At 39.8% G+C, this 13,429-nt stretch carries 8 protein-coding genes; 5 read left to right on the top strand and 3 right to left on the bottom strand.

Annotated features, from left to right (window positions below):
* Positions 1–18 precede the first annotated feature (18 nt).
* From KH109_RS07225 to KH109_RS07215, 3 genes are all read right to left on the bottom strand, one after another.
* Positions 19–3,081, bottom strand: a complete 3,063-nt coding sequence (locus KH109_RS07225; protein ID WP_295217304.1) for an efflux RND transporter permease subunit — start codon at positions 3,079–3,081, stop codon at positions 19–21.
* On the bottom strand, positions 3,078–4,142 hold the full coding sequence (locus KH109_RS07220; protein WP_295217289.1) for an efflux RND transporter periplasmic adaptor subunit: 1,065 nt from the start codon (positions 4,140–4,142) through the stop codon (positions 3,078–3,080). The genes KH109_RS07225 and KH109_RS07220 overlap by 4 nt, the downstream gene beginning before the upstream one ends.
* Before the next feature lie 289 nt (positions 4,143–4,431).
* Positions 4,432–5,796, bottom strand: coding sequence for a hemolysin family protein (locus tag KH109_RS07215; RefSeq protein ID WP_295217278.1), 1,365 nt, complete (start codon positions 5,794–5,796; stop codon positions 4,432–4,434).
* Positions 5,797–6,271: 475 nt separating this feature from the next.
* On the opposite strand from KH109_RS07215, the gene KH109_RS07210 reads away from it, so the two are divergent.
* The 5 genes from KH109_RS07210 to KH109_RS07190 all read left to right on the top strand — a co-directional run bounded on the left by KH109_RS07210 (position 6,272) and on the right by KH109_RS07190 (position 13,416).
* The gene (locus tag KH109_RS07210; RefSeq protein WP_295217267.1) at positions 6,272–6,871 is read left to right on the top strand and encodes a methyltransferase domain-containing protein; all 600 of its coding nucleotides are present in this window, start codon (positions 6,272–6,274) and stop codon (positions 6,869–6,871) included.
* Positions 6,872–7,195: 324 nt separating this feature from the next.
* Positions 7,196–8,290: a transcriptional regulator gene (locus KH109_RS07205; protein WP_295217258.1), complete on the top strand. Its 1,095-nt coding sequence runs from the start codon at positions 7,196–7,198 to the stop codon at positions 8,288–8,290.
* A 207-nt stretch (positions 8,291–8,497) separates the two neighbouring features.
* Positions 8,498–10,477 (top strand): alkaline phosphatase family protein, encoded by a 1,980-nt coding sequence (locus KH109_RS07200; protein ID WP_295217248.1) that lies wholly within the window; start codon positions 8,498–8,500, stop codon positions 10,475–10,477.
* Positions 10,478–10,572: 95 nt separating this feature from the next.
* On the top strand, positions 10,573–11,328 hold the full coding sequence (locus KH109_RS07195; RefSeq protein WP_295217239.1) for a glycosyltransferase family 2 protein: 756 nt from the start codon (positions 10,573–10,575) through the stop codon (positions 11,326–11,328).
* A gap of 66 nt (positions 11,329–11,394) precedes the next feature.
* Positions 11,395–13,416, top strand: coding sequence for an LTA synthase family protein (locus KH109_RS07190; RefSeq protein WP_295217227.1), 2,022 nt, complete (start codon positions 11,395–11,397; stop codon positions 13,414–13,416).
* Positions 13,417–13,429 lie beyond the last annotated feature (13 nt).

Genomic DNA, 13,429 nt, shown 5'->3' with positions numbered 1-13,429 from the left:
GTAAAACCCTGCTGTTTTTTATTTTATCTTATACCATGTTGCATACATAACTGGTAGTACGATGAGTGTTAGAATTGTTGCCACTAGTAGGCCGCCGCTAAAGGCGATGGCAAGTGGGCTCCAGAATACAGATTCCATGAGAGGAATCATGCCTAAAATCGCTGCGATAGCAGTTAGCATGATAGGGCGGAAACGAAGTGTAGCGGAGTTGATAATCGCTTCACGAGGTGTTTGTCCTTCTGCCTTGTGGATTTCGATTTGGTCTAACAAGATAATGGAGTTACGAATGATCATACCCGAAAGGGCGATAATACCTAGAATAGCCATAAAGCCCAATGGAGTTCTCGTAATATTCAGAGCTAATACAACGCCGATTAATCCGAGAGGCGCTGTTAGCAAGGCCATGAACATGAGGGCGATACGCTTTAATTGGAACATGAGGATTGTCATGATCACAAAGAGCATAATCGGCATTGGTTTTACTAGATTTTGTACAGCTGTTACGCTCTTTTCAGCGGCCCCATCAAGTTCAATGGTATATCCTGTAGGCAAGGAATCGCGAATGTCTTGTAAGAATTTATAAACTTCTTTAGTTTTCGCATTGCCTAAAACACCAGCATTTACATTAGCGTGAATGCTGATGGTTGGCATCATGTTGCGATGCCAGATGATACCATCCTCTTGAGTCATGGTGATGGTTGCAATTTGGCTAAGCGGTACGTAGGAACCATTGCCTGTTTGAATAGGTAAGGAGGATAGAGCACTTAAGTTGTGTTGTTCATTATCTCCTAAACGGAATGTAACAGGAATTGTTTGGTTACCTTCGTAATATTCCCCAGATTTTGTACCGGATAATAGGCTTTGCAAGTGTAAGGATACGGCATAGCTATCAATACCAAGTAAACGAGCCTTATTAGGATCGATATGAACATTGGCTACTGGTTCCGTATCTGGCCAGTCAAAGGCTATGTTATGCAAATCCTTGTCGCCTTGCATCTTGTCTTTAACCTTGTTGGCAATTTCTTTTACCACCTTTTGATCAGGTCCAGAAACGCGGAGCATAACTGGATATTTAGATGGTGGGCCAATTTGTACAAATTGAGTATTTACAAGGGCAGATGGGAATTCTTCATTTAAGTATGGCGTCAATTCTGCATATAATTTATCACGATCCTCTAAGGATTTAGTAACGATAACGTACTGCAAGAAATTGTTTCGTTGCAATTCCGGTTCCAAGGTGAGGACGAAACGTGGAGAACCTTGTCCGATGTAGGATGTAAATGTTGAAATATGTTCGTTACCTTGTAAGTGTTCGTCGATGATCTTCGCTTGATTTGCAGTATATTCGATGGACGAACTTTGAGGGAATTGCATGGATACGATGATTTCATTACGTGTTGATGATGGGAAAAATTCCTGTTTGATCAATGGTAGTGAAAGTAGGGATAACACAAAGGCACCTAAGGTGATGAGTAATACAACCTTATGATGGCCTAAAGCCCAATGTAATAGTTTTTCAAATTTATCATAGAATGTAACACTGAGCTTGTGCATGATACGGTCTCGTTTGGTCCATTCTGATTCAGGTTTTGGAGCCTTATTTTCGATGATTTTATAACCGAGAACAGGGCTGACGAGAACAGAGGCGAACCAAGATAGGATGAGCGCCATAAATACAACGATGGATAGAGATTTTGTAAACTCTGCTACCATGCCTTCTGCGAGTGCTAATGGTAAGAAACCAGCACATGTAATGAGCGTACCAGATAGCATAGGGAACGCTGTCGATTGGTAAGCAAAGGTTGCAGATCTAAAGTGACCCCAACCTTCTTCGAGCTTAACGCTCATCATTTCTACAACGATGATGGCATCATCTACGAGGAGGCCTAGAGCCAGTATTAACGCACCTAGACTAACCTTGTGCAGATAAATGCCACTTTCATACATCAAAATGAATGTGGTAGACACAACGACAGGAATAGTGAGGGCTACGACCACACCTGTACGCAAGCCAAGGGATGCAAAGCTTACGAGCAATACGATGGCGATAGCTTCAAATAGAGATTGAGAGAAATCGCCAATGGATTCTTTAACAATATGTGGCTGATTTGATACTTGATCGAGCTCAAGGCCTGCAGGAATAGTTTTCTTCAATTCTGCTAGCTTTTTATCGATAGCTTCACCAAATTCTATATTATTGCCACCTGCATCCATGGAGATAGCAATACCGATAGCTGGCTTGCCTTCATAGTAGAATTGAGGATTGCTAGGGTCTTGGTAGGTCATGGTTACATCAGCCATGTCGCCAAGGCGCAAGGTTTGATTATTGATGCGAATTGGCATGTCTTGTACGGCTTGTGGACTATCGAATAGGCCGTTCACGCGGAGATATACATTATTCGTATCCGTTGTAATCATACCAGCTGGAACCATCATACTTTGCTGTTTGATAGCCGTTAAAAGCTGTTGTGTACTGATTTTATAGGATGCTAATTTATCCTTATTAATCGTTACATTAAGGGTTTGTTGTTGCACCCCAATGAGGCTGATTTTCTTAACATTTGGAACAGATAACAACTGACGTTTTAAGTCTTCTGCTTGTTGACGCTTTTCTTCGTACGAGAATTCATCGCCGCTAATGGCGTAGATAATGCCGTATACATCATCGAATCTGTCGTTGATGGTTGGTCCTTGAACGCCTTGTGGTAATGACTTCCATTCATCGTTGATCATGTTCCGCGCTTCTTCCCACGCGGGACGGATTTTATCGGATGGTAGATTTTCTTTTAGATTAATAAAAATAACTGATTTGCTGCCATCTGTGAAAGATTTCGTATAATCGACGCCAGGTAGGTCACGCAGTTTTTCTTCTAATTTGTCCGTTACCTGATCAGACATTTCTTGTGGAGAAGCCCCCGGCCAAGCAACGCCGACCACCATGGTGCGCATCGTAAAGTCTGGGTCTTCCATACGTCCCATATGGTTGTATGAGAAGATACCAAAGGTGAGGAGCACAGCCATGAAGTAGTAGATAATGGACTTATGTTTGAGGGCCCATTCGGCTAAGTTAAATTGTTTCATTGACTCACCGCCGTCCCTTCTTGTAATTGTTGAGTACCTGCGGTGATGACAATGTCACCCTTAGCTAAACCAGATGTGACGATGACGGAGTTCTTACCAAATTCACCTGTCTTAATTGGCACGAGATGAGCTTTTTTGTCTCGAATGATATACACTGCATTATTGCCGTTAGAGTCTTTCACAAGAGCCGTCAATGGAATGGAAATATTGGTGCTATCTGTAGTAGATAGATTAGCATTGATCGTCATGCCTAGTTGTACCTCTTTTGGAGGATTTTGTAAGGTAATTTTTACGGTATACGTTCTCGCCACAGGGTCAGGAACTGGTGAAATTTCACGGACCACACCTTGCACGGTTACATCAGGTAGAGCCCAGAATGTAATAGTGGCAGGGCTACCCACATGAACCTTAGTTAATTCTTGCTCAGGAAGGGCGATGACTGCTTCTGGGTCGCGACCAGCTGCTAAGGTACCGACGCTTTGACCGGCTGCTACGACTTGGCCTGCTTCAATATTGAAAGCTGTAATAATACCTGTATCAGGAGCAGTCAAAGTAGTATAGCTATTTTGATTGCTACTCAAATTGAGGCTAGCCTGTGCTTGTTGTAATTGAGCAGAGGTAGCATTCAATTGGTTTTCTGCTTGGTCTAATTGCAATTTACTAATCGCTTGTTGTGCATAGAGCTCGCGATATCGTTTAGCATTAGTTTCCGCTAATTCATAAGCCGATTGAGCAGCTTTTACAGCACCCTCAGCATTTTGTACTTGCGCTGATGTATCTGAACCATTGATTTGCGCGATAACTTGGCCTGCTTGCACCACATCACCAACATTGACGAATTTATTGATGACGCGACCTCCAATTTGAAAGGCTAAGTTTGTTTCCGTTTTATTATGGATGGTGCCTGCATAGCCAGCGCCTGTAGTACCAGATTCTTCACCGATGGTGATAGTACGCACCTTGAGGCTCGTATCCTCAGGTTGCTTTTCAGATCCACAACCACTTATGACGGCAGTCCCGATTAAGAGGGCTCCTATGGTTGCTATGACTCGTTGATTCATAGAATCTCTCCTTTATACCACACATAAGCCCTATGACACACAACTACATAGATGTAGCATTCATAGGACTCCATATTATGAGAGTAGATCTAAATTAGCCATTAAAATTATAGTAATTAATAGCTCTATTAGGTCTGATTATATATTTTATACAATTTAATAATACTATATTTATATGTAAACGGCTAGGGGGATATACAAAAAAGTGAGTCCTCCGTAGGAGAACTCACTCTTTATAAACTTATGAATCTCATATATTTATGAGATAGTAACTTTTAACTATTAACTATTAATCTTTTTCTTCTGTTTCTTGTACTACAATAGGTTCTTCATAGGTTACAAGAATCTTGTCGATACGAGTATTATCCATATCTACCACTTCAAAGGTATAGCCATTCCATTTTGCTTTGTCTAATTCTTTTGGAATGCGGCCAAAGAGAACGTTTAATAGACCGCCCATTGTTTTGTACAAGTCTTTTTCTTCGCCTGGTAATTCTTCATCGATGTGGAAGAATTCTTTAAATTCATCTACGTCGAGAAGGCCATCTACAAGCCAGGAGCCATCTTCACGTTCCACGATTTTATTTTCTTCTTCTTTGATTTCTTCTTCACCGGAAGGCATGAGACCTACAATTTCTTCCATAATATCATGTAAGGTTACAAGACCGCTGAAACCGCCGTACTCGTCAAGAACGATCGTTTCATGGACGCCTTCTGTACGAAGAACGTTCAACAATTTCATTAGGGTAATGGATTCTGGAATGAGTAATGGTTCTTTCAAACAAGACTCAATAATATCATGAATAGAGCGTTCGCTAGGACGTTGCATGATCTGTACCAATACGTCAGATACAGTTACGAGACCCTTTAGTTCGTCCAAGGAATCGGTACCTACAGGAATGCGGTAATGGTTAGCATTTTTGAGGACTTCCATAATTTCATCCTCTGTGCCATTAAGGTCAATCCATTTGAGCTGCGTACGAGGTGTCATGATGTCGCCAGCATTCATATCTGCTAGGTGGAAGATATTTTCTACGAGGATAGGTTCCTCTTCTTCATAAGCACCCATGGCAACGCCTTCGGTGAGCATTTTGTTAATTTCAGACTCTGTAACAGGAGCCTCTTCTTTCACAGTAACGCCTAATAATTTTAAGAGGAATTCTGTGGAAACGCCTAGAAAGCTAACAATAGGTTTTAATGCTACAGATAACCAGTAAATCGGTTTAGATACAACAACAGCAATGCTTTCAGGACTATTTAAAGCCAATCGTTTTGGTACGAGCTCGCCAATAACGAGGGATAAATAGGTGATAATAGCAACGATGAGTAAGGAGCTAATGGATGCTGCATAGGGCTCAATACTTGGAATATTAGCTGCTAAAATTTCTTCTAATGGACCAGAGAAGGTCGCACCAGAATATAAACCAGTTAAAATACCAACGAGGGTAATACCAATTTGAATAGTAGAAAACATATTATTAGGATTCTCTGCTAATTCAAAGGCCTTTTTAGCACGCTCATTGCCTGCCTCTGCCATTTCTTCGAGTTTACGTTTTTTAGCATTGACGATGGCTAACTCCGTCATGGAGAATAAGCCATTGGCGATGATTAATACGACGATAATTATAAAATCTAAGGTCAGATCACTGTCCATGTAAATAGATTCTCCTTTTATATTCTGCACATGAGAAAAATAGATATATTACACATAGTATACCATATTAGCATCGATACGTGTTTAGATACAACAAAAGCACCTAAGATAGGTGCTTTTGTTGTATACTATAGGTGTTACTGCCCCAGACTGGTAACAGAAAGGGGGTGAAAACGTGTTTGACACTTTGATTTCCTTAATAGTATCCATCGTAGCAGGTGTAACCTGTCACTACATCTGCAAGTGGCTAGATGGTTACTTCCGTCAGTAACTAGCACAAAAAAAGGAGGGCCACCACCCTCCTTTTTTGTTTGCGTGAAAACGTGTCTCACATTGACTTCCTTTGTCATATATTATGATACATGATTACCTTTAATTTGTAAATATTGCTCTAATAAGGGTATAGTATATATAAATATCAATTTAGTATTAAAAATAGGTCATACAATTGGGAATTCATGATGGGATTAGATATATGACAAGTGAACAGGAATGGGAACAGGTTTTACAAATAAAAACAGCAGGCCGCGATGATAGTCGGTCTGATACGGAGCATCATCCTTATGAGCCGACGGATTATTGTGTGCTAGAACGCTTGGCAAATAGTGGTCATATTCGCAAGAAAAATACCCTCATCGATTACGGCAGTGGCAAGGGTCGTGTCAGCATTTTTATGGCGTACCAAACGGGTTGTCACTCCATCGGCATTGAATACGATGAACGACTCTATGAAAAGGCTCTTATCAATAGTGAAAGCCCAGCAGCTCGCAATCGTGTAAGCTTTGTGCATGGTGATGCGGCGCTCTATGAATTGCCAGATCAAGCAGATCGTTGTTTTTTCTTTAATCCCTTTGCGCTCCATACGATTAAGCGGGTCTTAGGAAATATCTTTGATTCCCTGTATCATCATCCTCGGGAGATTAAACTATTTTTCTACTACGTTAACGAAGAGGTAGAAAACTTCTTGAATAACCATGTCCGTTTAGAACAGGAAGAGCCTATTGATTGTAGTGATCTCTTTGAAGTAAATGATGTAAAAGAACGAATTTTAGTGTATTCTGTTAACTTGTTTTAGTATATTCTGTCAGATTATTTTGTCAGCTTATTTTAATGTTTTCATTCCATTTATTTTAGTATGTAAGAAGTATGTAAGAAACCTCAATGTTGAAGGCTTGTTTTAGTGGTTCTAAATTTGTACGACTAGGACATCATTCAAATTGAGGTTTTATTCTATTTTTAAGGAACTTTCACCTAGATTATTAAGGAAAAAGCAGATAAATTCTGATATAATAATATATTAGAGATTATAAAATCAAATTATTTTTTATGGTTCTATACATTGATTCGTATGCACTAAGTTAGTGGATAGGGCTGAGTGTATTGAAGACTGGAGGTACCCGTGGAAATCATCGATACAGCATTGATTGAACGTATTCGCAAGGCCTTAATTAAACGTTATGATCGAGATCAACAGATCCAACAAATGATAGAAGAAATCGGTGCCGAAGAGGGACTCAATGAGTCTGAATTGGCTATCGTTTACCAAGCTTATTTAGAGGTTAAGGAACGCCTTTACTACACATCCTCTCTCGTAGATTTGTGGAATCAAATTGAAGAGGTTCAAAAACGAATGTCCATGTTGCATACCTATGATTCTCTTGAAGAGGATTTATTTGGCAATGTGTTAGGCGACGATCAAGAGGATATTATCATTGCTGATAAATCGTATCTTGGTAAGGGTGCTAGCCATAATAACGATGTGTACGCTATGGAACAGGTTCAATTATCCGATATTCCTGCACAGCACGATTCTACAGTGGGCATGAATCATATTAAATTGAACGAATTACATTCTATGGGTGGTCTTTTTACAGGATCTGGTGAAAGCTCCCAACATGAGATATCGGACCTTGATGAAGACATTGTAGAGCATATGGATGTAAATCCACTAGATGGCGTGGAAAGCTTAGAAGTCCATCACTTAGATGAAGAAAACCATGCAGAAACTTCTGAAGAACAAAATGATATGTCCTCTATTGATCCCTATACAGCAGTAAATGCTTTGTTGTTCGGCAAAGCTGGCCTAGATTCCGATAAAGCCAATAAAAAGATGGAAAAGCTTCTTAAAAAGCAATTGAAACGCGTAGATGATGAATGGGCGCGTATCAATGGGACTGACGAAAAGTCTAAAAAATCTAAGGACCACAAAAAATCCAAAGACGAAAAGATATCTAAAAAAGACAAGAAATCTAAGGATGACAAGAAGTCTAAAGAGGATAAAAAGGACAAAAAACATAAAAAGTCCAAGGAAGATAAACATTCTAAATCCGAAGATAAATTAAAGAAAAAGAAAGACAAGGCTGAAAAGAAGCTTAAAGTCTTAAATGACAAGTTAAAAACAGTCTTTTTAGCTGATACTTTCAGTAAAAAAGATAAGAAAAAAGACAAGAAAAAAGATAAAAAATCCAAAAAGGATGGATCTGAAAAAAAGTAGAAACGATAGTTCCCGTATGGAATAGTAAGGCCCATAAAAAGGCTCAGGAGAGTACTAGTGCTGAGAAATCAGCCAGTGCTGGGACTATCGACCGCGGATGCGGTAAATGCAAGCGATGTAAAGGACCTAAATGTAAGAAATATCCAACATAATTACAGTTAGGTAGTATAGAGTAGTTACGTTATATGAACGAACAGTAAGGGGTTAATGATGAACCGATGGCAACGATTATTTGAAGGCATAAAGACAGAGATTAAGGTATTTATCTTCTTCTCTGCCTTGTTGACTGCATTTAGAATCGTGTTTCTTGCAGTATTCCAATCACAGCTAGCATCTGTGACGATGGAAAATATCCTTACGTCCTTATGGCTAGGCTTTAGATTGAGTCTCAAGACCGTTGGTTCTTTGTGTTTATTGGGCTTTTTGGGAGGCACATTGGTGCATACCTTTGTACCAAAATGGCCATCCTTGCGCATTAAACAGGTTATCTATTCTATTGCAACGGTACTGTTAACCTTCTTATTCTTGGGACGCATTCCGTTCTATAAGATTTTCAATTCCTCTTATAATGCGATGCTCATCAATGGTAAAAACGATGATATCAGCGCCATTGTAAATACGGCCATCAATGAATATAACGCCCTCATGTACATCATTGGGGCCGTTGTGTTGAGCGCAGCCCTATGTTATTTCCTCGTTAAATTCTTGGCGTGGGGTACAAAGAAATATAGAGATTACGCTGATACTCAATTAGTTTGTCCTACTTGGTATCCAAAGACGAAGAAAACGCAGTGGATGACGGGCATTGGGCTCACCGTTGTTATCGGTATACTAGGTCTGTTCTTTAGATTTGGTGGTGCTTTTAACTATACAAATTCCATCAACTGGGAAAGTGCGGCGCGCCTCAGTTCTAATTTGTTAAACGAGACCATCCTCGACGATGTGCAGGCTCTTTATCGTGTTAAAAGCATTGCAAAACGCGCGGAGGAGTTAGAGGTTATCAACTTAACCCCTCAAGAATTGAGTGAGAAAATCAGTGCCATTGGTGGAACATTTAATGGTAAGGATTTTGATGGTTCTTTCACAAGAACTATTACGACAGAGCGTTTAGCGGAGCAACCACAGTCCATCAATATCGTTCTCGGTGAATCTTATGGTTTGTGGCCATTCCTCGCAGAATACAACGAACCTGGTGCGTACCTCGTTGAACAAGGTCGTAAATACGCTGCCAGTCCTCAAGCGATGAGCACGCAGCTCGCTCTTGCCCAAGGTACAGGCACGATGCCTGCTATCAATGGTTTACTCACAGGTATGCCTGACACAGGTCTATATCCTAACTATGAAGGTGAAAGTTTCAAACAACCGTATGGCTTAGGAATTGGTTCTGTTATGAAAAAGCTAGGCTATAAAACTGTATTCTGGTACGGCGGATTTAGTACATGGCAAAATGTGAAGAACTTCGTCTTGTCTCAAGGTTTTGATGAATTCCATGATGCGTCTGAAATGCCAAGTGATGAAGGCAATGCATGGGGTGTAGCGGATAAGTATATGTTTAAAGCCATTTCCGCTTACATGGATCAACATAGAGGGGAAAAAATCCTCAATGTTATTATGACCACATCGAATCATCCTCCATATAGCGTTAATGTCGCTAAAGAAGGCTATGATGTGAACAAGGTAAAAGGCCATTTGCCTGATACAATCGCAGAAAATGACAAGCAATTGAACGAAATGGGTCATATTTGGTATGCGGACCATGTGATGGGCGAGTTCATCGCCAGTGAAGAAAAAGCAGATCCTTCGGCACTCTTTGTCATTACGGGGGACCATAGTGAACGCTTTACCTTTGCTCGTGAAGTAGGTCCTAATGTGGCGTCTACGATTCCGATTATCTTCTACGGTCGCGGCATTCATAAAGACTGGCTCGCTCCTAATGCGTTCGGCATGAGCATTCAAATCATTCCAACCTTGGCAGAACTAGCGGGGCGACCTGGTCAAACCTATGAATCCATGGTACCAAGCTTGTTTACACAAGAGGAATTCGTCTTTAACCATAGACTATATCTCGATAACAGTGGAAAAGTTATGGAACAAGGCACAAATATGCCTCAATCCTATGGGGATATGATTAAAAACATGCGCGAACTCGCAGCATGGCGTATCAAACATGGGGATAGTATTCAATAATTTTTGTATACGATACATATGGTAGATATCATATTTGTATCTACCATATTATCTACATAGTAAATTAAAGGGATTTGTAAGTTAAAGGATGATCTATGAGCACTGTGACGGCTATTATCTTAGCTCGCAACGAAGAAAAACATATTGTAGATTGTATTAAAAGTATTCAATTTGCTGATGAAATATTAGTTATTGATGATGGAAGTACAGATCAAACGATACCTCTTGCTACTAACTTGGGGGCTAAAGTTATACCACATCCTCTGAATGGAGATTGGTCACAACAACGACGCTTTGGTATTTCACAAGCCCAGAGTGAATGGATTTTATTTGTTGACTCTGATGAGCGTGTATCACCAGAGTTAGCAAAGTCTATTCAACGAGCTATCCAAGGTGAACCAAAGGCTTATTGGCTACGAAGATATAATTTGTTCCATCACAATCCAGCTACTCATGGTGTGGTGAGACCTGATAAGGTGTTACGATTGATGCCTCGAGAGGGAGCCACTGTAGAAGGTGCTGTTCATGAAGCTTTTATCAGTCCGTATCCACAAGATACATTAGAAGGCAAATTGTATCATTATACTTATGATAACTGGCATCAGTTCTTTGAAAAGTTCAATAAATATACTACAGCAGCGGCCAATAAGTACAAGGAACAAGGGAAATCTTGTAGTTTTTTAGGGGATATTATATTGCGTCCAACATGGGCATTTTTTAAGATATATATTTTGCAAGGCGGCATATTAGATGGAAAAATAGGTTTTCTATTATCTATCTACCATATGATGTATACCATGACGAAATATGTAAAATTATATTATTTAAACAAATCTAATGGGCAATTATAATCAGTAATTTAGTATAGTAGATTGCTATGGGGAATTATTGTTCTTGAAGTAGATATGGAAGTATGAATGAGTGAACAATTTTTTCTATCCCTACAACAAAATATAAAACTAATGCTTTGGGCTCCTATATTGAGCACCATCTTTCGAATCATATTCATGATTGTGTATAATCCTTACCCCACATGGAAGGGACGCTGGAAATCTGTAGTAGGTTCATTGCGTTATGGCTTTTGGTGGGGCATGGATTTTGATGCTTATGTATTCTTATTACCCTTAGTATTGGTGACGCTCCCTGCATTATTATTTGATGGGTATCACCAAATAGAAGATACTGTACGGTTAGTGGGATTAACTATTTATTCCTGCATACTTTACGCAGCTTTTGCAGGAAAAATGATTTTTTATAAGCATTTCCATGATACGTATAACTATATGGTTCATTATGGAAATCATGCAGAGAAACGTAATTTGATTGATGTATTCTTTAATCAAGATCGAGGAATTCTCGTCATTTTAGGATTGATTCCTATTACGTTTATATCCTGGTACATGGGAGATTTCTTCTTATCCTTGCCATCTATACCTTATCCATCTATTGAAGGAATTTGGCCTACTGTAGCTTGGAATATAGGTCTTGTGGCTGCCTCCGTTTTGGGGTTTTATTGGTTCCGCTATGGTGGAACCTTATCTCACGATGATAAACCAGAATGGGATACGATTCCTACAGTGGTAAAAGAGGATATATTCTTTGCTCGTGCTACAGTGCCAGATCTATGTGCCTTAGAAACGGTGCTAAAACATCCACTTCGTGATGAATATACCGCATCTACTGAGGACATTGATGACGCCATACACCGTATTGTTCCTAAGGAATATAAAGATTCTTGGCAGGATTTGAATACACCGCTTCATGCATTCAAGCGCGTTGCATCAGGTCCTCGTATTGATAAACCGCAGCATATTTTCTTTATTGTTGGTGAAAGTATCCCTCAATGGTCTCTTGATGAACCTTATAAGGATCTCAATATATGTCCTGGTTTATGGGATTTTAAAGATGATCCTCATACGGCACAAGTACCTAATTTCTTGCCTGCTGGTAATGTATCTCGTCCATCCATTGTAAGTCTATTATCCGGCGTCTATGATGCGGGTATGGAAATCAATGAACGGGAAGCCTTTTGGCATGAGCCGTTGCCAACCTCTTTGGCATCTCAAATGAAGCGTTTAGGTTATGATACGATTTATTGGTATGGTGGTAATGCGTCGTACGGTAACTTTAATCACTTTGGTAAGGCTCAAGGCTTTGACCGCGTGGAAAGCGCTTCTGTGTTCTGTGGTCCCGATGCTCCTAAAACTTGGGTAGGCGTCTATGACCATGTCTTTTTAGAACATATTGAACAGGAAATCAAATCGTTAGAACATCCTACATTCCATTTTATTTACACTACATCCAATCATGGTCCTTATAAAATGGAGGATTCCTTATTAGATTATGATCCTGAAAAGGTCATGCCGAACCTTGGAGATGATATAAAATCCAATAAGAAACGGAATAAAGAATTGGCTACCTATCGCTATAGTGATAAGGCGATTTTTAACTTTGTTAATGCTATGAAAGAGACATTTCCTGATAGTTTATTCGTTGTTACCGGTGACCACTCTAATCTATTTGGCTCTTTGAATAATACATCCTTAATTCAACGAGACTATACGTTGCGCGATACATTCTGTACGGTAGGGCTATTACAACATTTTGCTTTCACAAAGGATATGATTACGGCACCCATTGGCACGCATATGAGCCTCATGCCTACCATTATTGAAGCCATTGCACCAAAGGGTTTCGAATATTACTCCATCGTACCGTCCTTATTTGATGAACAGCCAGATACATTAGTTACACCGTATCAATGGATTACGCCTCATATGATGGGCGATGTTCGTATGGATTATGGTGAAAGTAACATACCGTCCTATAAACCGGTTGAACCAATTCGGCCTATTGATAATCACGGAGATGATGCGCGTGATTGGACATTGTTGACCATGTGGCTTATTAATCATGAGGACAGTATGAATAAGTCGTAGTATAATTAAACGA

This window comes from Veillonella sp. (genome assembly GCF_018381775.1).
In the GTDB taxonomy this organism is placed as follows: domain Bacteria; phylum Bacillota; class Negativicutes; order Veillonellales; family Veillonellaceae; genus Veillonella.
Note: the sequence above shows the minus strand (reverse complement) of the source record. Positions and strands in the feature narration are given on the sequence as shown.